This window comes from Spirosoma luteum DSM 19990, assembly GCF_000374065.1.
Lineage (GTDB): Bacteria > Bacteroidota > Bacteroidia > Cytophagales > Spirosomataceae > Spirosoma > Spirosoma luteum.
In genome coordinates this window covers 128,220-154,474 of record NZ_KB893247.1, presented here as the reverse complement: position 1 = coordinate 154,474, position 26,255 = coordinate 128,220, and the positions used below count along the sequence as shown (strand labels likewise).

The 26,255-nt window shown below is 51.2% G+C and carries 20 protein-coding genes; 13 read left to right on the top strand and 7 right to left on the bottom strand.

Annotation, left to right across the window (positions count from 1 at the left end; translation table 11 throughout):
- Nucleotides 1-57: 57 nt before the first annotated feature.
- Entirely contained in the window at nucleotides 58-972 is a 915-nt protein-coding gene (gene rsmH, locus B156_RS0107410) for a 16S rRNA (cytosine(1402)-N(4))-methyltransferase RsmH (protein ID WP_018619033.1), read from the bottom strand.
- Nucleotides 973-1,049: 77 nt separating this feature from the next.
- Between rsmH and B156_RS0107405 the strand changes: the two genes are divergently transcribed.
- The 5 genes from B156_RS0107405 (at nucleotide 1,050) to B156_RS0107380 (ending at nucleotide 6,624) form a co-directional block, all read left to right on the top strand.
- A complete protein-coding gene (locus tag B156_RS0107405; protein ID WP_018619032.1) occupies nucleotides 1,050-2,321 on the top strand; it encodes a peroxiredoxin family protein in 1,272 nt (423 codons plus the stop codon).
- A gap of 171 nt (nucleotides 2,322-2,492) precedes the next feature.
- Nucleotides 2,493-2,963: a MarR family winged helix-turn-helix transcriptional regulator gene (locus B156_RS0107395; protein WP_018619030.1), complete on the top strand. Its 471-nt coding sequence runs from the start codon at nucleotides 2,493-2,495 to the stop codon at nucleotides 2,961-2,963.
- 18 nt (nucleotides 2,964-2,981) lie between these two features.
- Nucleotides 2,982-3,194 carry a hypothetical protein gene (locus B156_RS0107390; protein WP_018619029.1) on the top strand — a complete coding sequence of 71 codons (213 nt, stop codon included), beginning with the start codon at nucleotides 2,982-2,984 and terminating at the stop codon, nucleotides 3,192-3,194.
- A 36-nt stretch (nucleotides 3,195-3,230) separates the two neighbouring features.
- The gene (locus tag B156_RS0107385) at nucleotides 3,231-5,666 is read left to right on the top strand and encodes a 3-hydroxyacyl-CoA dehydrogenase/enoyl-CoA hydratase family protein (RefSeq protein WP_018619028.1); all 2,436 of its coding nucleotides are present in this window, start codon (nucleotides 3,231-3,233) and stop codon (nucleotides 5,664-5,666) included.
- A gap of 385 nt (nucleotides 5,667-6,051) precedes the next feature.
- Entirely contained in the window at nucleotides 6,052-6,624 is a 573-nt protein-coding gene (locus B156_RS0107380) for an RNA polymerase sigma factor (RefSeq protein ID WP_084757677.1), read from the top strand.
- Nucleotides 6,625-6,659: 35 nt separating this feature from the next.
- On the opposite strand, the gene B156_RS0107375 is transcribed toward B156_RS0107380, so the two are convergent.
- On the bottom strand, nucleotides 6,660-8,660 hold the full coding sequence (locus tag B156_RS0107375) for an acetoacetate--CoA ligase (RefSeq protein ID WP_026260668.1): 2,001 nt from the start codon (nucleotides 8,658-8,660) through the stop codon (nucleotides 6,660-6,662).
- Nucleotides 8,661-8,867: 207 nt separating this feature from the next.
- Entirely contained in the window at nucleotides 8,868-10,256 is a 1,389-nt protein-coding gene (locus tag B156_RS0107370) for a sulfatase family protein (RefSeq protein ID WP_018619025.1), read from the bottom strand.
- 760 nt (nucleotides 10,257-11,016) lie between these two features.
- Here B156_RS0107370 and B156_RS0107365 point away from each other — a divergent pair.
- From B156_RS0107365 to B156_RS0107345, 5 genes are all read left to right on the top strand, one after another.
- Complete coding sequence (locus B156_RS0107365; RefSeq protein WP_018619024.1) at nucleotides 11,017-12,867, top strand: pseudouridine synthase; 1,851 nt, start codon at nucleotides 11,017-11,019, stop codon at nucleotides 12,865-12,867.
- An 81-nt stretch (nucleotides 12,868-12,948) separates the two neighbouring features.
- Nucleotides 12,949-13,590: a hypothetical protein gene (locus tag B156_RS0107360; RefSeq protein WP_018619023.1), complete on the top strand. Its 642-nt coding sequence runs from the start codon at nucleotides 12,949-12,951 to the stop codon at nucleotides 13,588-13,590.
- 63 nt (nucleotides 13,591-13,653) lie between these two features.
- Nucleotides 13,654-15,111, top strand: coding sequence for a TonB family protein (locus tag B156_RS0107355; RefSeq protein WP_018619022.1), 1,458 nt, complete (start codon nucleotides 13,654-13,656; stop codon nucleotides 15,109-15,111).
- Between the two features lie 70 nt (nucleotides 15,112-15,181).
- Nucleotides 15,182-16,273 (top strand): glycine cleavage system aminomethyltransferase GcvT, encoded by a 1,092-nt coding sequence (gene gcvT, locus B156_RS0107350; RefSeq protein WP_018619021.1) that lies wholly within the window; start codon nucleotides 15,182-15,184, stop codon nucleotides 16,271-16,273.
- Nucleotides 16,274-16,351: 78 nt separating this feature from the next.
- Entirely contained in the window at nucleotides 16,352-17,062 is a 711-nt protein-coding gene (locus B156_RS0107345) for a 2-phosphosulfolactate phosphatase (RefSeq protein WP_018619020.1), read from the top strand.
- A gap of 68 nt (nucleotides 17,063-17,130) precedes the next feature.
- Here the strand turns inward: B156_RS0107345 and B156_RS0107340 are convergent, their stop codons facing one another.
- The 3 genes from B156_RS0107340 to B156_RS0107330 form a co-directional block, all read right to left on the bottom strand.
- Entirely contained in the window at nucleotides 17,131-18,489 is a 1,359-nt protein-coding gene (locus B156_RS0107340; protein ID WP_018619019.1) for a neutral/alkaline non-lysosomal ceramidase N-terminal domain-containing protein, read from the bottom strand.
- Between the two features lie 147 nt (nucleotides 18,490-18,636).
- Nucleotides 18,637-19,380: a ferritin-like domain-containing protein gene (locus B156_RS0107335; protein ID WP_018619018.1), complete on the bottom strand. Its 744-nt coding sequence runs from the start codon at nucleotides 19,378-19,380 to the stop codon at nucleotides 18,637-18,639.
- 9 nt (nucleotides 19,381-19,389) lie between these two features.
- Nucleotides 19,390-20,106, bottom strand: a complete 717-nt coding sequence (locus B156_RS0107330) for a ferritin-like domain-containing protein (RefSeq protein WP_018619017.1) — start codon at nucleotides 20,104-20,106, stop codon at nucleotides 19,390-19,392.
- Between the two features lie 379 nt (nucleotides 20,107-20,485).
- Between B156_RS0107330 and B156_RS31745 the strand changes: the two genes are divergently transcribed.
- Nucleotides 20,486-20,659, top strand: coding sequence for a hypothetical protein (locus B156_RS31745; protein WP_169518247.1), 174 nt, complete (start codon nucleotides 20,486-20,488; stop codon nucleotides 20,657-20,659).
- Between the two features lie 2 nt (nucleotides 20,660-20,661).
- Here B156_RS31745 and B156_RS0107320 read toward each other — a convergent pair whose 3' ends face one another.
- Nucleotides 20,662-21,315 carry a DUF1345 domain-containing protein gene (locus B156_RS0107320; RefSeq protein WP_018619015.1) on the bottom strand — a complete coding sequence of 218 codons (654 nt, stop codon included), beginning with the start codon at nucleotides 21,313-21,315 and terminating at the stop codon, nucleotides 20,662-20,664.
- Nucleotides 21,316-21,429: 114 nt separating this feature from the next.
- On the opposite strand from B156_RS0107320, the gene B156_RS0107315 reads away from it, so the two are divergent.
- Nucleotides 21,430-22,560: an SPFH domain-containing protein gene (locus B156_RS0107315; RefSeq protein ID WP_018619014.1), complete on the top strand. Its 1,131-nt coding sequence runs from the start codon at nucleotides 21,430-21,432 to the stop codon at nucleotides 22,558-22,560.
- Between the two features lie 220 nt (nucleotides 22,561-22,780).
- Entirely contained in the window at nucleotides 22,781-26,230 is a 3,450-nt protein-coding gene (locus B156_RS0107305) for a pyruvate carboxylase (RefSeq protein ID WP_018619012.1), read from the top strand.
- Nucleotides 26,231-26,255 lie beyond the last annotated feature (25 nt).

Below are 26,255 nucleotides of genomic sequence, written 5' to 3'. Positions count from 1 at the left end.
CAATTGCGGGTGATGGGTTTCAAAACTACGATATAGCAGGGCAATAAAAAAGGCAACTCAAATCTTCTCGGCAATCCTCAGTTTTGCGCTCCGGGCGCGAGGATTGCGGGCAATCTCGTCGGGCGTGGCTTCAATGGGTTTGCGCGTTATCGATTGTAGCGGCTTGATATCATTACCGTATAAGTCCTTCTCAACCTCCCCCTGAAACTTGCCCTTGTTGATGAAGTTTTTCACTAGCCGGTCTTCGAGTGAGTGGTATGACATCACTACCAGGCGCCCACCCGGTTTCAGTATCTCCGGCACCTGTTCCAGAAATTCTTCCAGCGCGACTAATTCTTCGTTTACTTCAATCCGCAATGCCTGAAAAACCTGCGCAAAAAACTTATTTTCCTTACCCCGTGGCGCGTATCGCTGCAACGCATTTTTGAGGTCATTGACCGTATCGATAGACCGGTTGGAGCGGGCCGACACCAGCGCAGCGGCCACTGTGCGGGCATTGGTAACTTCGCCGTACATACCCAGAATCCGGTGCAGTTCCGGTTCGGGGTATGAGTTGACCACCTGCCGGGCAGTGCGGTCGGCCTGCTGGTTCATGCGCATATCGAGGTCGGCATCAAAACGGGTCGAGAAGCCCCGTTCGGGCGTGTCTATCTGGTGCGATGATATACCCAGATCAGCCAGAATACCATCAACCTGTTCTGCTTTGTAGAGCCGCAGGTACCGTTTGATATTACGGAAGTTGGAGGCTACAAACGTCAGGCGCGAATCGCCGATGGCCTGAGCATTAACGCGGGCATCGGCATCCTGATCGAAGCCAAACAACCGGCCCGCCGAATCTGGTCCCAGTTGACGCAGAATTTCCCGGCTGTGCCCCCCGCCACCAAACGTGATGTCGACGTAGGTGCCGCCGGGTTGCAGATTCAGGCCATCGATGCAGGCCTGCAGTAAAACGGGTTCGTGGTAATCGCTCATTCAGAAACTAACCTTCTTTTGTGGTCGTTGTTGGGGTTGTCATTCGAACAAAACAGGAATACAACCCTTAAAAAAATATGAAACACCTTCTGCCTGTCGCAGCCATTGCCATCGTATGCTCGCTCACCGCCTGTACCGACAAATCGTCAACGCTGACAACGGGTCAGTACCGCGCCGTACTGCTAACCCCCGGCGGAGAACTGCCCTTCGGACTTGATATTCAGCCCGTATCCGATACCGAGAAAACCTATACCGTTTTTGCCATTAACGGCAGCGAGCGGTTGCCTATGGATACTGCTACCGTTCAGGGCGACTCATTGCACATACCGATGGGGCTGTTTGAATCAGAACTGGTTGCAAAGATAGACGGTAATACGTCCAACGTGGCTACGCTCCGGGGCGTATATCGCCGAAATAGGGTGGGGCTGGGCATACAAACGCTTCCTTTCGAGGCAGAACAGGGCGTTGCCTACCGATTCACGAAGAATGAGTCAACCACTACGAATGTAAGCGGAAAATGGGCCACGCAGTTCGAAAGTAAAACGGGTAAGGTCGATTCGGTGAATGCAGTCGGTGTATTTGAGCAGACTGGCAATCGCGTAACCGGCACTTTCCTGACGCCTACCGGCGATTACCGCTACCTAGATGGGAATGTGGTGGGCGACAGCCTTTTTCTGTCCTGCTTCGATGGGTCGCACCTGTTTCTGTTTAAAGCCAGGCACGATGCAGCTACAAAAACAATGACGGGTGGCTTCTGGTCGGGCATTTCGGGCTATGAATCCTGGGTAGCCCGCTTCGACCCTAAGGCTGAACTCCCCGACCCGGCCACGCTGACGTACCTGAAACCGGGGGCCAAAACCCTCAACGTTTCCTTCCCCGAACCTAATGGCAATATCGTTTCGCTGGCAGACCCACGTTTCACCGGTAAGGTAACAATCGTGCAGATACTCGGCTCCTGGTGCCCCAACTGCATGGACGAAACCAGGTTTCTGATTCCGTGGTACCAGAAAAATAAACAGCGTGGGGTTGAAGTACTCGGGCTGGCGTTTGAACGGTCTACGGAAATGGCAGTATCGGGTCCAAAGATTGAGCGTATGAAAGAGCGGTTTCAGATTGATTACCCCATTGTGCTGGCTGGCTCGAATGATAAAGCGGAAGCATCTAAAGCGCTGCCCGAGTTGAACGCCGTTGTAGCGTTTCCAACGACCATTTTTATTGACAAAAAGGGGAAGGTACGGCACATCCATACGGGGTTCTCCGGCCCCGGTACGGGTAAGTACTATGACCAATATGTGGAAGAATTTAACCGATTGGTGGATAAACTGCTGGCTGAACCAGGATTTATGTGATTAAATTAATTCAGCTGATTTTACTGATTTTACGAATTGAATTCAATGATGAAGGTACAATCAAGGTCGGTCAGTATAACCATAAAAATCCTGGCTTAGATAGTATGCATGCATACCAGTTTCAAAAAAAGCAGTAAATTTACGTTGCATACTCACAGAGCAACACCTGCTATGAAAAAGGAAAAGACCGTTGATTTTCACATAAAATGGGGCTGGCACGCTATTTCACGCATGTACAACGCGTATGCTGCCCGCTTCGACATTACGATGGCTATCGGCTACGTACTGCTGAATATCGACCTGGTTGAGGGGACTCCAGCTACCAAAATTGGCCCGTTGCTGGGCATGGAACCCCGCTCACTGGTCAGGATGCTGAAAAGCCTGGAAGAGCGTGGACTGATTCGGCGCGTCGTGGATGGTAACGATAAACGGTTCGTCCGTATTTACCTGACCGAGGCAGGAAAAGCCAAACGCGAGATGGCCCGCGACGGCGTTATTCAGTTCAACAACATGGTTCGGGAGCGGATTCCCCTGAACAAGCTGGCCGTCTTCTTTGAAGTCATGAATGACCTCAATCGAATGGTAGAAGAAGAGAACGCCCGCATTAAAGCCGCCGAACCGGAAGAACTAACGCTGGATTAGTACAGGTTTACCCAGGCTATGGGACACGCATTAAAAGCCTTCGCCGATTTCGATGACTGCTACAACCGCGCGCCCGATGCTTCGTTTGACGGAATACCCTTCAAAGTAATTCATCTGAATGACTTGCTGATTGAAAAACAGGCCACCGGACGGCCGAAAGACCTACTGGATATCGACGAATTAACTAAACTAAAAAAAGATAGGAACGACATAGAGGCCGACTGGCAGTAACGCTGGCTTTATTCCGTTACCCGACCAACAAAACACATGGAAGCAACCTTAACAAAACCACAGACAAGCGTAAAAAACCGTACCATCCGTCGCGTCGCCGTGCTGGGCTCCGGCATTATGGGGTCGCGTATTGCGGCTCACTTCGCCAACATTGGTGTGGATGTCTTACTGCTGGATATCGTTCCGGCGGAACCGAACGAGGCCGAAAAAGCAAAGGGATTAACGACCGAAAGCCCGTTCGTTCGGAATCGGATTGTAAATGATGCGTTCCAAACGATGCTCAAAGCCAGCCCGGCTTCGTTGTATAGCCCCAAATTCGCGGACCGAATCAAACTGGGAAATTTCGATGATAACCTGAAGGAGATTGCTACCTGCGATTGGGTCATCGAAGTGGTAGTCGAACGCCTGAACATCAAACGCTCGGTGTACGAACGGGTGGAGCAGTTCCGTAAACCCGGCACGCTCATCACCTCCAACACCTCGGGTATTCCTATGCACCTGCTGGCAGAAGGACGTAGTGCCGATTTTCGACGCAACTTCTGTGGCACGCACTTCTTCAACCCGCCCCGATACCTGCGTTTGCTCGAAATTATTCCCGGCCCCGATACCGACCCCGCCGTTGTCGATTTCCTGATGAACTACGGCGATTTATTTCTGGGGAAAACGACGGTGCTGGGCAAAGACACCCCCGGTTTTATTGCCAACCGACTGGGTATTCAGTCGTTGATTCAAACCATTCGGGTAGCCGAAGAACTGGGGCTGGGCGTAGAAGCGGTAGACAAACTCACCGGCCCGGTGGTAGGGCGACCCAAGTCGGGCACGTTCCGGCTGTCGGATGTAGTCGGGCTGGATACGACGGTCAACGTGGCCGGTAATCTGGTCAGGATGGAGCATGATGAGTCGCGGGCGAGTTTCGAACTGCCTGCTTCGGTGCAGAAACTGATGGAGAACAAATGGCTGGGTGATAAAACCGGTCAGGGCTACTACAAGAAAACAAAAGACGAGAAGGGACAGACCCAGATTCTGGCCCTCGACCTGAATACCTACGAATATAAACCATCGGAGAAGGTCAAGTTTGCAACGCTGGAGAGTACCAAGGCTATTGACAGTTTAAAAAAACGCTTTCCGGTATTGATTGATGGTAAAGACAAAGCGGGTGAGTTTTACCGGAAAACCTTTGCCGACGGTTTCCAGTACGCAACCCATCGCATCCCCGAAATTTCGGACGAACTCTACCGCATCGACGCGGCCATTACTGCCGGTTTCGGCTGGCAGTTGGGCCTGTTCGAAACCTGGGATGCTATCGGGGTGCAAAAAGGACTCGATTTGATTGAAGCGCAGGGAAAGAAGCCCGCGCAGTGGGTGTACGATATGCTGGCCGCCGGATTCGATAGTTTCTACAAAATTGAAAACGGGAAGCGCCAGTATTATGACATTCCGACCAAAAGTTACAAGGCCATTCCGGGGGCTGAAGTCTTCACCATCCTGGAGAACCTGAGCAACAACATCGTCTGGAAGAACGCGGGCGCCAGCATCATCGACCTGGGCGATGGCATCCTGAACGTGGAGTTCCGCAGCAAGATGAACACCTTTGGGCAGGAGGTTTCCGAAGCGTTGAACAAAGGTATTTCGCTGGCTGAAAAAGACTTCCGGGGGCTGGTGGTTGGTAATGACTCGACCGATGCTTTTTCGGCAGGGGCTAACCTGGCCACTCTGTTTATGTTTGCCGTAGAGCAGGAGTTTGATGAAGTCAACCTGATGATTGCCCAGTTCCAAAAGCTCATCACGCGCCTGCGGTATTCGTCCATTCCGGTGGTGGTGGCTCCGCATACACTCACGCTGGGGGGCGGTTGCGAAGCCGTACTGCACGCCGACCGGGTTGTGGCCCATGCCGAAAGTTACATTGGCCTAGTAGAAGTGGGTGTTGGCCTGATTCCTGCCGGTGGTGGCACTAAAGAGATGGCCGCCCGTGCCTCAGACCTCTACCAGTCCGGCGACCCGGAATTAAACATCCTGCAAAGTGTGTACATGAACATTGCTACCGCCAAAGTGTCGACGTCGGCGCAGGAAGCCAGAGAAATGAATTACCTCCGGGCTACTGACCAGATTGTGCTGAATCGCAGCCGCTTACTGTCCGAAGCCAAACAGGCCGCCATCGAACTGGCCGACAATGGGTATACGCAACCCAAACCCCGTACCGACATAAAAGTGCAGGGCAAAACCGGTATTGCGCTGTTTAGGGCGGGTGTAACGGCCATGCACATGGGCCGGTACATTTCTGACCATGACCGTAAAATTGCCGACAAGTTAGCCTACGTCATTTGCGGGGGCGACCTTAGCAGTCCGCAAAACGTGTCGGAGCAATACCTGCTTGATCTGGAACGGGAAGCTTTCCTGTCATTAACGGGAGAGAAAAAAACGCTGGAACGAATTCAGAGTCTGCTCACGGGTGGCAAGCCACTGAGAAATTAACGCCAGGATTTTCTCCTCAAAAAGGGGGTATCATATCCACAGGAAGCGGTTGTTTCCTGCGGATATGATACCCCCTTTTTGATAGCAGTTAGACGAAAGTAAAGAATATAAACGAAGTAACAGATGTGATTTTATTTGTCAACACAAATAGCATACAAGTTAATTATAAACTAAAACTCCGACTCAATACCCAAAATACAACTAGCTGTCGATCATATGTTTGAGCATTTTATAAACGAATGATTACACTTATATAACCAAAACAGCCCATTGTATATACCCAAATTCCTCCCTACCGCTTAGTATATTTAGCATTTTCCGATAAACTATATATCAGGGGTTTAACTTTATTTACAGTAGTTACTTAGGTAAACTAACCCCATAAATGACACCTTCAAAAATTACTCTCGTTTCTGACGAAGAGATGATTCGTCAGTATTTTTCCAACCAGCCAGAACAATGTTTCGAGACACTTTACAAGCGATACGTTAACAAAGTTTACCGCCGATGTTTGTCGATGGTAAAAGATCCATTGAAGGCTGAAGATTTTACGCATGATATTTTTCTGAAAGTATTCAATAAGCTGAATGCCTTTCAGGAACGATCCAACTTCTCGACCTGGCTCTATTCCATTGCGTTCAACTACTGTGCCGATCAAATTCGTTTGGCCAAGCGACTGCCCATGATGCGCATGGAGGATGGATTCGATTATGCGGCTGCTGATACCAGCGATGAGCAATTGCGCGAAGAAGCTATTCAACTGGTTAGTAGAGCCATTGAGAAGCTGTCCGATTCGGAAAAAGCCCTGTTACATTTCAAGTATGAAGATGGTATGAGCATTGCCAAAATTGCCTATGCCTGTAGCCTCAAGGAGAGTACCGTTAAGATGCGGCTGAAGCGTAGTCGGGAAAAGATCCACCGTTTGTGTACAGAGCAGCCTGTATATAGACATCGCTAGCTGCACAAAACGAACGAACATATACGACTTGCGGCTTACCCGCTAAAGTGGCTAAACTGGTCGAGTGAGGCCGGGTTGCGCAGCGTGTCCCGGCTGGTAGCCAGTGAGGCATCCATACCCGACAGAATCTTTTTTACCGGCGTTTCGAGTTTCTTACCGCTGATGGTATACGGTATTTCGTCGACAGCATAAATAGCATCGGGTACATGGCGGGGGCTAAACTGGCTCTGGAGCGTCCGTTTGATACGCGTTGTCAGCTCGTCTGTCAGAGAGACTCCCGGCTTCAATACCACAAATAGTGGCATAAAATACTGGCCACCAGGCCGCTCTAAGCCCACAACCAGACTGTCGTTTATTTCGGGCAGACTTTCTACCGCACTGTAAATTTCGCTGGTGCCAATACGAACCCCGGCCCGATTGAGGGTAGCATCTGACCGCCCATAAATGATAACACCATTCCGCTGCGTGATCTGAATATAGTCACCGTGCCGCCATATACCGGGATAGTCGTCGAAGTAACTCTTTCGATAGCGGTCATTATTCTGGGTTCCGGTGTTCCGCGTTCCGTCGCTACGGTCATTCCAGAAGTAAATGGGCATTGAGGGCATGGGTTCCAGGATAACCATTTCGCCCAGCTGCTCCCGAACGGGTTTACCTTTCTCATCGTACGCTTCGACGTGGCTACCCAGCAACCGGCACTGAATTTCTCCTTCGTAAACGGGTAACAACGGATTCCCCCCCACAAATCCGCTGCAAATATCCGTTCCGCCACTGAACGAGATAAGCCAGACAGTCTGCTTGACGGACTCGTATATCCACCGAAACCCTTCCGGCGGAAGGGGTGATCCGGTAGAGCCAATCGTTCGCAGGTGCGGCAAGCTGACAGTATCCATCGGTTTCAATCCGGCTCGCAAACAGGCGAGGTAATAAGCGGCTCCACTGCCAAAATGAACAATATGCGTTTCCTGAGCCAGTTTCCACAGCGCATTCATGTCCGGATAGCCGGCTGCTCCTTCGTAAAGCACGAGCGTTGCTCCTACCAGCATAGAGCCGATGGCAAAGTTCCACATCATCCAGCCCGTGGTGGAATACCAGAAGTACCGGTCACCCTGGTGTACATCCTGATGCAGTGCCAGCACTTTCATGTGTTCGAGCAGGCAACCGCCCACACTGTGCGTAATCGCCTTGGGTTTGCCGGTTGTGCCCGATGAGTACAGTATCCAGATGGGATGCCCGAAGGGAACCGGCTCAAACGTTAATCCCTCGGGTGCTGGCGTGTAAATGACTTCCTGCCAAGATACTGATTTGGCGGGCAAACTGGTACTATCGATATAATTGACCCATACTACCTGCTGGAGGGTAGGGAGTTGCGTGCATAGCGATGAAATGGAGTCGACTTTATCAATTCGTTTGCCATTGTAAGTATATCCATCCACAGCAAACAGCACTTTAGGCTCAATCTGCTGGAAACGATCCACTACACTGGCCGTACCAAAATCGGGCGAGCAACTCGACCAGACAGCGCCAATGGCATTGGTTGCCAGAAACGCGATAACGGCTTCCGGGCCATTGGGCAGCACAGCCACTACCCGGTCGCCAACGCCCACACGCTGTTGCCGCAGGAAAGCGGCAACGGATGCTACCTGTTGCTCCAGCACATCCCACGACATGCTTCTTGCCGTTGGCTGTTGTTCAGAAGCAAACAGTATGGCGGGGCGCTGCGGTGTTTTGTGGCGAAAGATGTGTTCGGTGTAGTTGAGGGTTGCTCCCAAAAACCAGGTTGTTCCAATCATATCCTGCTGGCTCGGCTTGAAAACAACCTGGTAGTACGGCGTATGGCTCTGTACATCGAAGAATTGCCAGATGCTTTCCCAGAAATCTTCCAGATCCGTTACCGACCAATCCCATAAGTCGTCGTAATCCCGAAAGTAGAGTCCTTTTTTGATGAACAGCCAATTCATATATCGCTTCATCAACGACTGCTCAATGGATGATCGGGTTGGCGTGTAAAGCGGAGTCAGGGCCGGATCGGACATACAGAATAGGGTAATAGCTGGTCAGAGACAGGTAAAACAGGAAGGAAAGGCGCACCTATAACTATTCACTAACGACGTTTGGCTTCTGTGGATTGCTTCGTCGGTAAAATGCCTTCCCAGATTCGGGTACTCGATATAATTGACAATGCCGTGTACGAATGGACTCTATCCGTACACGGCACATAGCTAAATCAACGGGCAAGCAGCTTATTGGTCGGCATGGCCTGCCTCACGCACATTGGCACCGGTTTTTTTCTGTATGTCGTCTCCCAGATCGGCTCTTGCTTCTTCAGCCACCTTTTCCAGTTCGGCCACTACATCAGGATGTTGCTCCTGTACGTCGTATCGCTCACCGGGATCACGACGCAGGTCATACAGTGCCATTGGAAATTGGTGACTCTCTGTACTGGGGCCGGGTTTCCCATCTTTACCCGGCAGGAACCCTTCATACGTTCGGCCGGGATGAGCGAATACTAACTTCCATTCGCCCTGTCGAACGGCTTCCAGGCTATTTTTTCGATAATAGTAGTAAAATTTTTCGCGGGGTGTTACCGTATTATCCCCTTTCAATAATGCCGTCCAGTCAACGCCATCAATCCGTTTTTTGGGTAATCGGGCGCCACAGAGTTTCGCTACTGTTGGCAGAATATCAAGGGCGGTCAGCAGTTTGTTGCTTACCCGCCCTGCCGGTACCATACCCGGCCAGCGAACCAGAAAGGGTACCCGCTGTCCCCCTTCAAACGAGGTTCCTTTGCCTTCCCGAAATCCACCCGTTGAGCCGGCATGATCACCATAATTTAGCCAGGGGCCGTTATCACTGATGAAAAGGACCAGCGTATTTTCATCCAGTCCCTGCTTTTTTATCTCCGCTAAAACCTGCCCCACAGACCAGTCCAATTCAGTCAGTACATCGCCAAAAATACCCCGGGCACTCCTGCCTTTAAACTGACCGGAAGCCGCCAGCGGTACATGTGGCAATGGATGCGGCACGTACAGGAAAAACGGCTTTTTGCGGTGTTTTCGAATGAACGAGATGGCCCGGTCGGTAATGGTACGGGTAATCTGACCGGCATCATCTAAATTCCTGATCTCCGGTCCTGGTTCGTTCCCGTCAATCCAGCGGAGGGGCGGGTAGTGGGCCTGCGCCTGATTCGGGTGTAGCGGCCACATATCGTGCGAATAGGGTACGCCATAATAGTCATCGAATCCCTGTTGTAAGGGCAAAAATTCCTTTTTATCGCCCAGGTGCCATTTGCCGAAAATACCCGTAGCATAGCCCTTTTCTTTCAGCAGGTCGGCCAGGGTTTCTTCATCCGGATTCAGGCCAACGGGTGAGTTAGGTCCTAATGCACCGGAAATACCCAGGCGGTTAGGATAGCAACCCGTTAGTAAGGCCGCCCGCGACGCACTACAAACGGCCTGAGCTGACAGGAAATTGGTAAAACGAGTGCCTTCTGCGGCCATTTTGTCCAGGTTTGGCGTAGTATAAGCCAGCGCACCCGTTACGGATAAATCACCATACCCCATGTCGTCCATAAAGAATAGGACCACATTAGGTGAGGTAGGTGGAGCGGGTTTCATCATCCAGGCACCCATAAACAAACCGAGACCAGCCAGTAGGAAAACACCTGGTACAACACGAGAAGAGTGTTTAGGAAGGAAAGCCATAGAAGGATTGAGTCAGTTTTGCAGAAAATAGTCCAGGCAAAAATAGGCTTATTGTCGGGCTTACCTAAATGCTCTACCCGATACCAGCTCGGCTTTTGTGTAGGTGCAGGCGTTAAATTCTGGTCTTTTGCAAACCAGGACACAGGTAGTGCCATGATTTGTCAGAACCCTGATTGCCATAACCGCCCGAACAGGCATTAACGCTTCGCTGGCTGCTTTGCAGGTAATCCCGTACATAAATCGGTACTATTATCAGCGACGGATACGCCCGTTGATTCAACAGCCATTCCGCTATAAAAGGAGCTTCGGTACTGGCCGGGAAAGAATGAGTGGCAGAATAATCAATTGCCGAACCGGAAGAGTCTGAATTTAAACCAATCAACTACTGTTAACATTAGCCGTCTACTAGATGGGACAGCTTATTAGAGAAACCCCCTGGGTACGTTGTAAATCTTTCTAAAATAAAGATAAAATAAGGTAATGCTGATTCTGATAGCTCCTGAAGAAAATCCGGGCACCAGGAAAACAGCCGAAGCATCAACGAGTCGACTTGCCTATAGTAAGGCTCATTATAAAATACACCATTCTGAATTTAGTACTACCTTTGTGGCCCACTTACCTTATGAAGACTAAGCGCTGATAATCAGCCAGATTACTATACAATAATTTTTGATTTACATTATTTTCCATGAGTCAGGATTCAGAGAAGAACGACCGCGACCGGAGTACCGGATCAAGCCGCGATGGTGACCCGCAACGGCGGGCGGGACGTTCTACCGATCGTCGGGATGACGTTCGCAAACCGGGGGATGATCGCCCCCGACCAGACGGTCCTCGGTTTAGCCGGGACAACGACCGGCCTAAATTCAGCCGCCCTACCGACAACGATCGGTCTGGGACTGGAGGGTCCCGGTCATATGGTCCGGGGTCATCGAGCCCCCGTTTTAGCCGGGATTCAGGCAATTCGGGAGGCCGGTCCGATAAGCCAGCGCGCTTTCCCAGAGATACTGATAATCGGTCGAGTTCAGATCGTCCCCGAAAGGATGGCCCCCGGCAGGACAGCCCCCGGTTTGGCCGTGACAGCAACCAGCGGTCCGATGATCGTCGCTCAGGGCGCGACGACAGAGATTCCCGTTCTCCGCGTTCCGAACGTGGTTCTGGCGATCGCCCGGATTTCAACCGTACCAGTCGATTCCCGTCAGACAAGCCCCATTTTGACAGCGACCGGCGTGACAGCCGCGAGGGCGATAGCCGACGTGGCCGGGAAGAAGGTAGCGGCAGACCTTCCGGAAATGGTTTTCGGCCCTCCGGCCCTCCCCGTTTTAACCGGGATGAGCGGCCTCGTTTTTCAACGGACCGGAACGACTCCAGCCGTGATCGGCCCGGTCGTGATGAGCGCCCCCGTGATGGTAAACCCGCCGGTCCTCCCCGTTTTGGTCGGAACGAGGGCTCCCGCGACAACAACTGGTCCAGTGACGCAAATAAGGATGGCGCATCCCGCCTTTCCCGTGGTCAGAGCCGGGGTAACCGACCCGACAAACCGGCATTCAAGCGAGTAGGCGGGTTTAGTCCGGAAGCAGACGAGCGCAACCGCGAACGTTTCAACAACGATAACAGCCGGGACGAGGATTCTCGTTTTACCGGGCAGCAACGGAAAGAGTCGGGTGACCGCCGTACGGGTATGTACACCAAAGCACCCAACTATAATCTGGAGGAGTCGCGTAATCGGTTTGCCGGACGGGCCCGCACTGATGGTCCACGGGGGGAGCGTAAGCAGGACGACGAGAAGCCAAAACGCGTAAGCGTTCGGGATCGTACCGATGGGTCGACTACCACCCGGTTGAACCGGTACATTGCCAATTCGGGCGTTTGCTCGCGCCGGGAAGCCGACGAACTGATTACGCGGGGCGATATCTCGGTAAATGGTAAAGTCGTAACCGAGATGGGTTTCCAGGTAAAAGAAGGTGATACCGTCAAATACGGCACCAAAACTCTAAATCCGGAGCGTTTTGTCTACGTACTGCTAAACAAACCAAAAGATTACATCACCACCACCGAAGATCCCGAAGAACGCAAAACCGTTATGGAGCTGGTAGCCGATGCGGGCAATTTTCGGATGTATCCGGTTGGCCGGCTGGACCGCAACACCACGGGATTACTGCTCTTTACGAACGATGGGGAACTGGCCGATAAACTCACGCACCCATCCAACAACGTCCGTAAAATATACCAGGTCGAGTTGGATAAGCCCATCACCGACGAGCATTTTGAAGCCCTCAAAAAAGGAATCGAACTGGAAGATGGCCCCATCAAACCTGATGCCCTCAGCATTGTAACGCCCGACGCCTACGTAGTGGGTATCGAAATTCACTCCGGCCGCAATCGGATTGTACGCCGGATGTTTGAGCATTTCGGTTATGAAGTCAGCAAGCTTGACCGGACCACCTACGCGGGCCTGACCAAAAAAGAATTGCCCCGTGGTAAATGGCGCTTCCTCGACCCCAAAGAGGTGATAAAACTAAAGTATCTGAATTCATAAAGGGTGAAAGAGCGAAAGAAAAGCGAAAGTAGGTTCTGAAAAATCACTTTTTCATTCTTTCGCTCTTCCACTCATTAAAACGTGAATCACCTCTTCCCCTACATCGAACGGACGTTAATCCATCCCGACGTTACCATAAGCGAGCAGTACGACGCGCTCGATGAGGTGACGCAACTGGGGCTGGCCGGTATGACGGTGGCTCCCTTCTGGGTGAAGAAATTTCGGCGCGAACTGGGCGAGACCCACCCGGCCATGCTGGCTACGGTAGTCGGTTTTCCCTTTGGCTATCAGCGTACTGAAGCCAAGCAATCCGAAATAGAACTGGCACTGGCTGATGGTGCCAGTGAGATCGAAGTAGTCCTGAATACTTCGGCCCTTTTTTCGTCCTCATCGGGCTGGATAAAGATCGAACTGGCTAAACTGGTTTCGCTGGTTCATCGGTCCGAGAAATTCGCTACGGTCATTCTGGAATCGTCGCTGCTGGATGCAGCACAAACCCAGTTGGTTATCAAACAGGCTACCGATGCCGGGGTCGATTTCGTAAAGAATGCGACGGGGGCTTTGCCACTCCCCTTTTTGCTCGATCAGGCAGTTCAATTTCGCACCCTCGTTCCCCGTTCGGTAGGGGTCAAGATCGTTGCCGACGGGGCTTCCGAATCTCAACTGGAAGCGCTCGTTGCTGCTGGTGTCGAACGACTCTCCATACGGGCAACAGCTCCCTGAAAACAAACTAATTTTTACGGATGAATACGTAATTTTGGGACGTCCTTAAAACACCTCTCAGCCATGTTCATACGCCTTCTTTGCCTCCTTCTTCTATTAGTATGCCCGCCAGCACTGGCCCAGCAACCCGCTTATAAAGATTTCGACGTAGATAGTGTGGCCGTACCACACGGAGGTATAGCCTTTCTCAATACGTATCTTCAGACCAACCTGCGCAAACCAATAGCCGCCGAAGCCGAGGGGCTGGGTGGGCGCGTTATTATAAGCAGTGTTATTGAGCCGGACGGCAGTGTGTCGGACGTCAGCGTACTAAAGAGTCTGCGTCCCGATATGGATCAGGAAGCCATACGGGTGTTCTCGCTTTTTCGGGCCTGGAAGCCCGCCCTGAAAGGTGGTAAAGCCGTGCGTCAGCAAATGAACATCCCCATCACATTTGCTAAAAATGAGCCGTTTGTGTATCAGAATGAGTCGAAAATTCTGTATTTCGATGCTAAACTTGAACCACTGGCAGACAGTGCTAGAGCCCAATACAAGCAGATCACGCCAATAAATGTGACAAGATTACCGACGGGCGACATCGTATTATACGAGCGGAAAGATAAATCCTGGAAGCTAATAAATCGGTTCCCCATAACCCGTAAGCTAAAATCATATAAAACAGCCACTGGAAAATGGGTCCATTTGACGGGACACCAAAACGCTAATGTACAGTGGGAAAGTATACTGGTAGCCACTGACGAAGATGGCAACCGTGTTCGTCAGGCTTATTACCAGAATGGAAAACGAGTGGGCGAAGAACTATACTATCACCCCAATGGAGTGGTGTCCCGAAAAGCAGAGACATTCGACACGAAGGAAGCCGTAACGTCGTGGTATCCCAATGGTCAAATCAGAAAGATCAGCACGGGGGTGAGCGAACGGAAAATTGGAACCGATATTCCGGAGCAGGTCATCGCCTTCTGGGACAGTACCGGGCGGCAGTTGGTCGATAAAGGCAACGGCCGGGCCATTCTGGTAGAACGTCGGGAATCGTACGCCGATACCAGTGTTTACACCACCTTCACCGAAGAGGGAAGCTATAAAGACGGGCTCAAACACGGCGACTGGATAGGTCGGTACGCCGATAACTCCTACTCTTATGAGGAGAAATATGTCGATGGTGTACTAAAAGAAGGGCAGACCAGGACGGGACAGGCTGACGTTGTTCGTTACACGGTTCTTGAACAGCAGCCGGAATTTCCGGGAGGCATGGCTGGACTCGGAAATTTTCTGAGTGAAAACCTTAGCTACCCTGTCAGTGCTCAAAAAGAGGGTATACAAGGTAAGGTATTTGTCAGTTTTGTGGTGTGTACCGACGGTTCGCTGTGCGATTACGAAGTGATGAAAGGGGTTCATCCCGATGTTGATAAGGAAGCCCTTCGGGTCGTAAGAAAAATGAGTGGCCGATGGAAGCCCGGGGTTCAGCGAGGGAAAAAAGTGCGGGTAAAATATAACCTGCCCATTAACTTCAGCCTGTACTGAGCTAATTCGTCGGGCACTAGGCTGGAATCCCGTAATCTGTTTTGTAAATTTGCCCGATAACCCCGTATACATGTCGCTAAAGCAGGTTCCCCTTCATCACATTCATCAGCAGTTGGGTGCTAAAATTGTACCGTTCGCGGGTTTTGAGATGCCCGTTCGCTACTCGTCCGACCTCGACGAACACAATACCGTCCGGAACAGCGTCGGCATTTTCGATGTCTCACACATGGGTGAGTTTATCCTCAAAGGCGAAGGAGCACTGGACCTGATTCAGCGCGTTTCGGCTAACGATGCCAGCATACTGTTCGATGGAAAAGTGCAGTACAGCTACCTGCCTAATGGCCGGGGCGGTATTGTGGACGACCTGCTGGTGTACCGCATCAATGAGCTGGAGTATATGCTCGTGGTGAACGCATCCAACATCGAAAAAGACTGGAACTGGATCAGCCAGTACGCATCGGATTATCCCTTGACGATGATCGACGTGTCGGACAACATGTGCCTGTTTGCCGTGCAGGGGCCGCTGGCCGCTAAAGCATTGCAGTCACTCACCGAAGCCGATCTGGATTCGATGGAGTACTACACCTTTGAGAAAACCGATTTTGCCGGCTGCGCTAATGTCATTGTATCCGCAACGGGGTACACGGGTGCAGGAGGCTTCGAGATTTACGTATCCAACCATCAGGCAGAAATCGTCTGGAATGCTATTATGAAAGCGGGCGAGCCATACGGCATCAAACCCATCGGCCTCGGTGCCCGCGACACGCTACGGCTCGAAATGGGTTACAACCTTTATGGCAACGACATCACCGACGAAACATCACCCATTGAAGCGGGCCTGGGATGGGTGACTAAATTTACCCATCCGTTTATCGATGCCGATGTGCTGAAAGCGCAGAAAGAGCAGGGCGTACCGCGTAAATTGATTGGCTTTAAACTTATTGACCGGGGTGTGCCCCGTGGCCACTACGAATTGACCAATGCCGAGGGCACGCCCATTGGCGAGGTAACGTCCGGCACCCAGTCGCCCACGCTGGGCAAAGGGGTTGGATTGGGTTACGTACAAACGGCCTTCAGCAAACTCGGCTCCGAAATTTTTGTCAGCGTCCGGGGCAAGTTGCTCAAAGCTCAGGTCGTTAAACTCCCCTTTGTAAAAAAATAGTCAGCACCAGGATTTACAGGATTTTTATTATTTACAAGATGACTAAGAATCCTGTAAATCCGGTTCTGATACCCTTCTATGAAACAAATTGACGTTTGCTTAACGCCCGACCTCTTGCACCTGCACACCATTGAAAACACGATTGTGGTGGTTGCTGATGTGTTTCGGGCTACTTCGTGCATGGTAACGGCCTTTGCGTATGGCGTGAACAGTATTATTCCGGTAGCCACCATTGAGGAATGCCACCAGTGGCAGGAACGGGGCTATCTGGCCGCTGCTGAACGTAATGCAAAAAAGGTTGACGGATTTGAGCTGGATAATTCCCCGTTCACGTACATGGACCAGCGCATCCGGGGGGCCAACGTGGCCATGACCACCACTAACGGTACTTTGGCGATAACCCGCTCCCGGTCGGCGGTTAAAGTATTGGTAGGGTCGTTCCTGAATCTGGAGGCACTTGTACGCTATCTCAAAACTGAGGGGTATGATGTAATGGTGCTTTGCGCAGGCTGGAAAGGCCGTGTCAATCTGGAAGATACCCTGTTTGCCGGTGCGCTGGTCGAACGGTTAAAAGACAGTTATGCCATGGCCGAAGACAGTGCTATTATGGCTTGGCGGTTATACAGTGAGGGTAAGGGTAATCTGCTGGCCTACATGGCCAACGCATCCCACATCCGCAGGCTCCAGCGACTGGGCATCCAGAAGGATATTTCCTACTGTCTCCAGCACGATCTTTACGATGTCGTTCCAGTGCTTCGGGGAAACGCGCTGGTGAAAATGAACGCCTGAAACCTGGTATATGCTTAGTCGTTTCTTCTTCGGGAACTTACATCGGTCAGTTCCCGAAGAAGAAACGACTATATTTTTTCCAGCAGCCCCATCATCATTTCCTCAAAATAAGCCCCGTTGTAGGGGCCGAACCAGTTCATATCGCGGACTTCGTAGGTTGAGCGGTTATAGTAAGCGTCGGGCGTTATGTAGCCAATGTACCCCCCTTCAAAACTGGTAATCATCAGATTCACTGCTTTCTTCTTTGCCAATGGGGTAAAATCAGCGACAAATTCCCCCGAAAAATCGCAGGGAGTGCCCAATAGTACGGTCTGGCCAACGCGCAGGGCTTTCAGATCGGATGGATAATCGCCGTATACGCTGTAAAACAACCAGGGTCTCACCCGCCAGTTTCCAATCACGCGCGGGTGTGGTTCGCGTAGATCCAGTGGCAGCGTAAGAATGGCCAGACTACTGTCGGATTGGGTTTGAATGGTGGGTACAATCTGCTCGATGCGGCTGGCCAGATCACCCGCGTAGTTACGAATTTCGGCAAAATCGGTATTCCCCTTTGCCTCGGGTCCGGTACTGCCCACTGCCCCCGCCAGAAAGACCGCAAAATCTGCCGACTTCTTTTCCAGCCGATCAACCAGCGAACCGGGGTAATCGCGGCTGAGGTAGTTCCACATACTGTCCTCGAACAGCGTGGCATGACCAGCAAACGTACAAAGCAGGGCCGATTCGCCCGTAGTAGTCTTCTGTAGTTTGAGCAGACGAATCAATCCGTCAAGCGGGCGGGTCGGGCCGGAGTTCCCAAGTCGATTGTAGATATGATCCGTTGCATCCGTCTGGCCAAAACCGATCTGTACAGGAGCCATCGTTTTTTGAGCCTCCCGAATGGCATTCAGCACACCATCGGTAATGCGGGTCACGATTTTTTCGTCGTATTCACCGGCAATTAGTTCGCCTACCAGTCCCGGTGCCCAACCGCCAATACTGTTATGCGAATGGATGGCTCCCATGTACATATTCTCCCATCTAAGCCCTACTTCCGGCAAGCGCTTTTTCAACAATGCGACCACTGTAGGCGGGGTAATCAACAGGTCTAACCCAACAATTACCACCTTCGTGCCCCCATTATCCAGCATGATAGCCCGGGCAAAAATTGAATCGCTGACAATGTTCCAATGCTTACCCCGGCGGGCACCATAACCACCGGTAGGCGTGGTGTAGGGAGGTGTAATATTTGCTTTTGCCCAACCTGCCCGCAGTGGAGCCGTGGCCGGTAGTGGTGCAGGCAGTTGTTCCAGGCGTTGTTTTGTTTGTCGGTAATAAACCATTTCCTGGTAGGGCGTATCATCGACCGGAGCCAGGCTAATCGCCAGGAACACCAGGATCAAGACAACTAGTGCTAGCAGCACTATGAGGAAAATGCGGATAAATTTCATGCCGGAACCGCCAGAGATAGCGAATTTTGACGCAAGCAACGAAAAAAGCGACGGATTGGAAAAGTAGGGGACAAAAAAAGGCACCAGGGAAAATCCCCGATGCCTTCCGTCACCCTACCGGTTTCCCGGTCTCCCTATTATATACTACTACCCAAGAAATGGGGCCGCAATGGCCAAAACCTGCGCTTTGGTCAAAGGCTCGTCAAAGGCTTCCCGGAATGAATCATCGGAGAAGCCCGTTGTGTTTGGCAATGTTTTCAACGCAACTCCACCCTGGGTAAATGTCGTTTGAGCCGTATCGGAAACCCATCCTTTCAAGCCCAGTATCCGACGAACCTCCGACGCATGGCGTGCTTCAACCGAGTGGATTTGTAGCGCCGTTGTCAGGATGGGTTTGTCGTTGATTAGTTCACCTGCCTGTCCTTTGTAAGCAGCTACACCCGTATCTTCCAAAGCCCGGGCTGTGGCCAGAAACGTTGGATAACTTGTAAAGGTACCGGCTGGGTACTTGAACGTTGGTTTAGCAGCGGCTGCTGTTCCCAGCGCACCTTTCAACAAAGCTACGTGGGCAGCCTCATGCTTGCTTATCTGCGAAATAACGGTCCGGTCCGAAGCGGGCACCAGACCGGCAGCGGCCAGCCCCATGCGGTAAAACTCATCTTCCAGATACTCCAGCGTGAGCGCATACTGCAACACAGCCACAGCAGCTGCGGAAGGAGCACCCGACTGAGCCAGTGCCTTATTTAAACTACCCGCAACGATGGCAGGAATACCAGCGGCTACCAAATTGGAGCCAAACTTGAGAAGATTCCGACGCGAATAGAAGCTGTAACGCTCACTGATTTCGGGGTCAATCTGCTCTATATCAGAGATTATCTTAAATAAATTCATAGCGTTGGTTTACTTCGGAAGGTTAGTGGCCGTAATCTGCGTTTTAACAAACGTTTGGGCAATGGGTAGCACAACAGACGGAGCAGATGCTTTATCAAGGCCCGTTGCAGGCGCTACGACATCATCCCCCGCAAAATCGGCTGATTTTGGGCTCAGCAGGTCGCGAATGGCGGCTGCATGACGGGCTTCTACCGATACAATCTTACCGGCTAGCGCCAGGTAGTTTACATCTTTAATCAACGAACCAGCACCGTTATAAGCTGATACACCTAAATCTTCAAATGCTTTGGCTGTGTTGAGTACGCTTGCCCGGTCGGTGAAGGTAATAGCCGTGAAATTGGGCGTCAGACCAGCGATGGCATTGGCACCAAGAGCCGCTTTGAAAAACTCACGGTGGATGATTTCATGATTGCGAATATCGGTCAGGAGCGTTTTCTCCGCATCTGTCATACCGCTGTAAGGCGTAGCGATTACCTGTGTGTAAAAAGCCGCTTCCAGTTGTTCCAGTGCATAGGCGTAGTTTAGGATACCGACATCTCCTGTTCCTAAATCTACCGGTGCCATTACGGTCGTTGGGTTTTCTTCACCATTCTTACAGGAAGCCAGAACAGCACCGCCAGCAGCAAAGGCGCCTGCATAGCGCAGGAATAGCCGGCGTCCTACTCGTACCGGCTCTAATTGACCCGGCAACATGCCTAGGCTTACTTCTTCTTGTTGGTTTTTCATACGGAATAATTCGGTTTTGAACAGCCAAGCGTTCGATACACTTACGACAATCCCGGAATTTTGGATTTTCGACCGGAATAAAAAAGGAATAAATGGTCGAAAAATTAGCCGGGAGATTGAACAGGCACTATATGCTGACCGTTTTGTAATTGATCGCTCACCTTTGTGAGTCGTAACAGTAACTATGTTCGTAACCCTTTTGTGTCGAATAAGTATTCAATGGCCTGGCTAAACCAGTCAGACACAGGTGTTGCAAAGCATTCGAACAGTCCGAAAAACAGCCGAACTATATCAGGCACATTATGTTGTGTTATCGTTTTTGACCGAGTGGCTTCCTTATCCAGCGGTTCTGAGTACTGAAATAAATTTACCTGATACCATGAATATTACCCAGGTGCGTGAACAACTTCACCGCTTAATCGACGAAGTCGATGATTTATACGTCCTGAACGGATTGTATCGTAACCTCGCTGCCGACAAGCGTCAGCGTGAAGCCTATGAGCAGGAACAAGCCAAAAAACAGGCTCGTCCCCGTAATCGGCACGCCGATTGAGGCTAGTTGGAAAGGCTGCTGATTGTAAGCGCAATAATGACCACGTTGAAAATAAAAGACAGTACACCGTGAGCCAGAGCCGTTCGTCGAATAACTTTTGAGCCAATGGTCACGTCGGATACCTGACTGGTCATGCCGATGATGAAGGAAAAATAGGCAAAGTCGAGGTAGTCCGGCTCGGTATCATCCAAAAAATCCAGTCCACCCGGTCTTTTCTGCTGGCTTGCACTACTACCATAATACAGGTGGGCGTACCGATGAGTAAAAAGAGTGTGCACCAAACTCCAGGCGCTCCCAACAGCCACAATGGGCAGTATAAGATGCTCCTGCCTGTTGGCATCCACTGAATTGAGTAAGGCTCTAACGGCAAACAGACTGGCCAGCGCAGCCGCCAACGAAAAAAACAGTATCCAGGTCCGGCTCGAATCCTGCATGCGGGATAGCTTTGGCAAATCGCGCGGATGCAGAACAAGGATAGCGGTCCAGGACAAGACTAGTACCATCAACGCAAACGCAACCCAAATTGATGTAATGCGAGCCGGTACATTAAAGTCTTTTGGAACCACAAAATACGCCACTCCCGCTACCACTAAGGCAATAAGGAATCGCTGATGCGCATCGAACCGGGCAATTTTCTCTATCAGTCGCATAGCCATGTGGGCATTAGAAGAAGGCACGGTACGAAGTATGGCTCTGGGGGATTGTCCCCCAAATTTTCAGGATTTTTTACCCCGCTGTCGTACCTTCGTTCTCTCAACAGTCTAAGTGATATGTCCTCTCCAGGCTCGCAGCATATTGTCCACATTGGGGCAAAAAAGGATAGTGCCGTTCTCTCGAAATCGCAGAAAGAGTTTAACCGACTGACCCGCAAAATTGAAACACTGACAGACAACCTGCACGATCTGCGCGAAGCGACCGTACATATTCAGCAGCGGGTGCAGAAGGATTACCGGCCACTGTTAGAGCAATACAGCCAGTTCCGGGCCGAGATGGTGCGCCTGTTCGATAGGATGCATGATACGAAACCATTTACGAAAACTGAGAAGAAGAAGCTGGTGGACCTCATCCAGAAAATAGCCTTCGAATTGATTTCAACCTACGGTATTGACGACCTCAAGCCCATCTACAGCAAGTATAACAGCGAAGGTTTTGATCAGGTCAATACCCAAGCCGACGAGCAAACGGCCGACATGATGAAGGAGATGATGGAAGCTATGTTTGGCATCCAGTTCGAAGACGATGCTGACGTAAGTGATCCGCAAAAAATGGCCGCCTATATGCAGGAAAAACTAGCGCAGCAGCAGGCCGAACAGGAAAGAAATAAGCGACAAAAAGCGGATAAACCCAAAACGGCCAAACAGCAGGAACGCGAAGCTAAAAAACAGGCCGAAGCCCAGAAGATTACCAAAGCGGTCCGAACACTATACATGGATCTGGTGAAGGCATTTCACCCCGACCGGGAACCCGATGAAGCCGAGAAAGGGCGCAAAACGGAAATCATGCACCGGGTAACGGAAGCGTATGAAAAAAGTGACTTGCTGGCTCTACTGCGCCTGCAGCTCGAATTCGACCGTATTGACCAAGCCCATCTGGAAAGCCTGGCCGAAGAGCAACTCAAGTACTATAACAAAATTTTGAAGCAGCAGACCCAGGAACTGGACGAGGAGTTGTTTGCGCTTCAGAACGAACTGGCCGCCATGACGGGCAAACCGGCCTTTGCCGTTAGTTCAAGGATAGCCCTGGAGTTTAGTCTGAACAGCGATATTGCCCAACTAAAGCGGGATATCAAGCAAATCAAGTCCAACGTAAAAGCGTTTGCTGACCCCAGCGTCCTGAAGCAGTGGTTAAAAACGTACCGGATTCAGAAGCCGGATGAATTCATGTTTTTCGACTTGATGTAGTTGAGGGCGATTTCTGTAACTCAGTCCTTTAATAGTAACTCAACCCACCGGCAAATAGCCATTATTAAGAACGAGAACGAAATCGTCTTCCTGCAATATTCCCGGAAAAAGCTGACTTCTCCAATGATTATACGGCCCATAAAGGCTTTTTCGATATTTTCAACCATCTTGCTCCTTTATTTGACATATCCGTAGTCTATTGCTGCTTTTACTGAGAAATATGAAAGAGTATATCCGACCTATTAATCGTTTGCTCGTTGCCAACCGGGGCGAAATTGCCATTCGTATCATGCGGGCAGCTACTGAGTTAGGCATCACAACCGTTTCTGTTTATACCTACGAAGACCGGTATTCACTCCACCGGTACAAAGCTGATGAAGCCTATCAGATTGGCCGGGATGATGATGCGCTGAAGCCGTATCTGGATGTTGAGGGTATCATTCTGCTGGCTAAACGGCATAAGGTCGATGCCATTCACCCCGGCTATGGTTTTCTGTCGGAGAACGTGAAGCTGGCCCGCCGGTGCCGGGAGGAGAATATTATTTTCATCGGCCCATCGCCCGAAGCAATGGATGCGCTGGGCGATAAAGTGCGGGCTAAAAATCTGGCCACCAAGGCCGACGTACCCCTTATTCCAGACTCGCGGGAGCCCGACATGACCCCCGAATTTGCCCTGACCGAAGCCGAGCGAATTGGTTTTCCGGTGATGGTGAAAGCAGCCGCCGGGGGCGGTGGACGCGGTATGCGCGTGGTACGGAAGGCCGAAGAGTTTTCGAAAGCCTTCTCCGAAGCCAAAAATGAAGCCCGAAACGCCTTTGGCGATGACACCATCTTCCTCGAAAAATTTATTGAAGACCCTAAGCACATCGAGGTGCAGCTGCTGGGCGATCAGCACGGAAATATCGTTCACCTCTACGAGCGCGACTGTTCGGTGCAACGGCGGTTCCAGAAAGTAGTAGAAGTAGCACCATCATTCGGGCTGAAGCAGGAAACCAAGGATAAACTGTATGCCTACGCCCTGCAACTGGGCCGGGCCGTCAATTACTCCAATGCCGGAACGGTCGAGTTTCTGGTCGATATGAATGAGGATATATTCTTCATTGAAGTAAATCCCCGGATTCAGGTAGAACATACCATTACGGAAGAGGTAACGGGCATCGACATCGTTCGGACGCAGATTCTGATTGCGATGGGCTATAAGCTCTCTGATAATGGTATCTACATCAAAAGCCAGGCCGATGTTCCGCTGAACGGTTACGCCATTCAGTGCCGCATCACAACGGAAGACCCTGCCAACGGCTTCAAACCCGATTTTGGCACCATTACGGCCTATCGGAATGCAGCCGGTTTTGGCATTCGCCTGGACGAAGGCAGCAGCTACGCGGGCATGAAGATATCGCCCTACTTCGACTCTATGATTGTGAAGGTGTCGGCACGGGGGCGCACGCTCAAAGGAGCTACGCAACGCCTGTCGCGGGCATTGATGGAGTTCCGGATTCGGGGGGTAAAAACCAATATCGGCTTTTTGCAGAACGTTATCGGCAACCCCATTTTCCAGCGGGGCGAAGCGCGGGTCTCGTTCATTGAAACCCACCCCGAACTATTTGACTTCCGCAAGCCACAGGACCGCTCGACCCGGGCACTTAACTACCTAGCCGATGTGATTGTGAACGGTAATCCGGCGGTAAAGAACAAGGACGACAGCAAAATATTCCGGACTCCGGTTGTGCCGGCTTTTGATACCTACAGTGCCTATCCTACCGGCAACCGGGACCGCCTGAAAGAGCTGGGACGGGATAAATTTGTGCAGTGGGTAAAGGATGAAAAATGTGTTCTCTATACCGATACTACGTTTCGCGACGGCCATCAGTCCCTGCTGGCAACCCGCGTTCGTACGCAGGACCTTCAAAAAGTAGCTGAAGGGTTTGCCAAAAGTCACCCTGAACTGTTTTCAATGGAGGTGTGGGGTGGGGCTACGTTCGATGTATCGATGCGTTTCCTGTACGAAAGCCCCTGGAAACGCCTGGAAGCCCTGCGCGAGGCCATGCCCAACATGCTGCTGCAGATGCTTTTTCGCGGCTCTAACGCCGTTGGCTACTCAGCTTACCCGGATAACCTGATCGAGAAGTTCGTGGAACAGTCCTGGCAATCGGGAATCGACGTGTTCCGTATTTTCGACTCGCTGAACTGGGTCGAAGCCATGAAGGTGAGCATGAAAGCCGTTCGCGAACGAACCGATGCCCTCTGCGAAGCCGCTATCTGCTACACCGGCGATATACTGGACCCATCCCAGAAAAAGTATACACTCCAGTATTACCTCGATATGGCCCGCCAGCTCGAAGATGAGGGAGCAAATCTGCTGGCCATCAAGGATATGGCCGGGCTACTAAAGCCGCTGGCGGCCGATGTGCTGGTGCGGGAATTGAAAAAAGCGGTGAGCATTCCGGTCCATCTGCATACGCACGACACGTCAGGTATTCAGGCAGCTACGTACCTGAAAGCCATTGATGCCAGGGTTGATATTGTCGATTGCGCGCTGGGTGCCTTATCCGGGCTTACATCGCAGCCAAACTTTAACTCGATAGTAGCCATGATGCAGGGGCACGAACGCGAGTGCCCGGTCGATCTGGATTCCCTGAATGCGTATTCCAACTACTGGGAAGATGTTCGGGAGTACTATTATCCGTTCGAGTCGGGCATGAAAGCGGGCAGTGCCGAAGTATATGAAAACGAGATTCCGGGGGGTCAGTATTCAAACCTGAAGCCACAGGCTATTGCCACCGGACTGGGCGATAAGTTTGAGTTGCTGAAAAAGAACTACTCGGTAGCTAATCAGTTATTTGGCGACATCGTGAAGGTTACCCCTTCGTCCAAAGTGGTGGGCGACATGGCCATTTTCATGACCGCCAACAGCCTTACGGCTGAAGACGTGCTGATGCGGGGGGATTCCCTGACGTTTCCCGAATCAGTAAAAGGATTTTTCAAGGGGGAATTGGGGCAACCCGTGGGTGGTTTCCCGCAAGCAGTTCAGGAAATCGTACTCAAAGGAGAAAAGCCCATTACAGATCGCCCGAACAGCCACCTGGCTCCCATTGACTTCGACGCTGATTTGAAGACTTTCCAGGAGCAGTACCCGCACAGCGATGGCTTTGTGGACTACCTGTCGTATCAGATGTACCCGAAGGTATATGATGAGTACTACAAGGCCAATGAGCAGTACGGCAATGTCAGTATTATACCAACTCCCGCGTTTTTCTACGGGTTGAAGGAAAATGAGGAGATTCTAATTAACATTGAGGAAGGTAAAAACATTCTGGTTCGATTGCTGTTCAAATCGGAGCCGGACGAGTTCGGGATGCGTACCATCACCTTTGAACTGAACGGCCAGAGTCGCCAGGTTCAGGTCCGGGACAAAGCCTCAAAGGTGGAGAAGGAAATGAACGCCAAGGTGAGTAAAGATGGTGATGTCGGTACGCCGTTGCAGGGCCGACTAACGCGTATTCTGGTAAAGGCCGGGGATGTGGTCAAGAAAAATCAGCCTTTGTTCGTTATCGAAGCCATGAAGATGGAAAGTATCGTAGCCGCTCAGAAAGAAGGAAAAGTTGTTAAAGTAGTCCTGAAAGAAGGAGCCGTGGTGGAGCAGGACGATTGCGTAGTAGAATTGTCTTAATTTTGTGTTAACAATACTTTACGAA

Coding starts and splice junctions, on each gene's coding strand:
- B156_RS0107305 (WP_018619012.1), top strand. CDS start 22,781: ATGAAAGAGTATATCCGACCTATTAATCGTTTGCTCGTTGCCAACCGG.
- B156_RS0107320 (WP_018619015.1), bottom strand. CDS start 21,315: ATGGCTATGCGACTGATAGAGAAAATTGCCCGGTTCGATGCGCATCAG.
- B156_RS0107380 (WP_084757677.1), top strand. CDS start 6,052: ATGACACCTTCAAAAATTACTCTCGTTTCTGACGAAGAGATGATTCGT.
- B156_RS0107375 (WP_026260668.1), bottom strand. CDS start 8,660: ATGTCCGATCCGGCCCTGACTCCGCTTTACACGCCAACCCGATCATCC.
- B156_RS0107405 (WP_018619032.1), top strand. CDS start 1,050: ATGAAACACCTTCTGCCTGTCGCAGCCATTGCCATCGTATGCTCGCTC.
- B156_RS0107315 (WP_018619014.1), top strand. CDS start 21,430: ATGTCCTCTCCAGGCTCGCAGCATATTGTCCACATTGGGGCAAAAAAG.
- B156_RS0107340 (WP_018619019.1), bottom strand. CDS start 18,489: ATGAAATTTATCCGCATTTTCCTCATAGTGCTGCTAGCACTAGTTGTC.
- B156_RS0107345 (WP_018619020.1), top strand. CDS start 16,352: ATGAAACAAATTGACGTTTGCTTAACGCCCGACCTCTTGCACCTGCAC.
- B156_RS0107355 (WP_018619022.1), top strand. CDS start 13,654: ATGTTCATACGCCTTCTTTGCCTCCTTCTTCTATTAGTATGCCCGCCA.
- B156_RS0107335 (WP_018619018.1), bottom strand. CDS start 19,380: ATGAATTTATTTAAGATAATCTCTGATATAGAGCAGATTGACCCCGAA.
- rsmH (WP_018619033.1), bottom strand. CDS start 972: ATGAGCGATTACCACGAACCCGTTTTACTGCAGGCCTGCATCGATGGC.
- B156_RS0107370 (WP_018619025.1), bottom strand. CDS start 10,256: ATGGGTGCCTGGATGATGAAACCCGCTCCACCTACCTCACCTAATGTG.
- B156_RS0107330 (WP_018619017.1), bottom strand. CDS start 20,106: ATGAAAAACCAACAAGAAGAAGTAAGCCTAGGCATGTTGCCGGGTCAA.
- B156_RS0107395 (WP_018619030.1), top strand. CDS start 2,493: ATGAAAAAGGAAAAGACCGTTGATTTTCACATAAAATGGGGCTGGCAC.
- B156_RS0107390 (WP_018619029.1), top strand. CDS start 2,982: ATGGGACACGCATTAAAAGCCTTCGCCGATTTCGATGACTGCTACAAC.
- gcvT (WP_018619021.1), top strand. CDS start 15,182: ATGTCGCTAAAGCAGGTTCCCCTTCATCACATTCATCAGCAGTTGGGT.
- B156_RS31745 (WP_169518247.1), top strand. CDS start 20,486: ATGAATATTACCCAGGTGCGTGAACAACTTCACCGCTTAATCGACGAA.
- B156_RS0107365 (WP_018619024.1), top strand. CDS start 11,017: ATGAGTCAGGATTCAGAGAAGAACGACCGCGACCGGAGTACCGGATCA.
- B156_RS0107385 (WP_018619028.1), top strand. CDS start 3,231: ATGGAAGCAACCTTAACAAAACCACAGACAAGCGTAAAAAACCGTACC.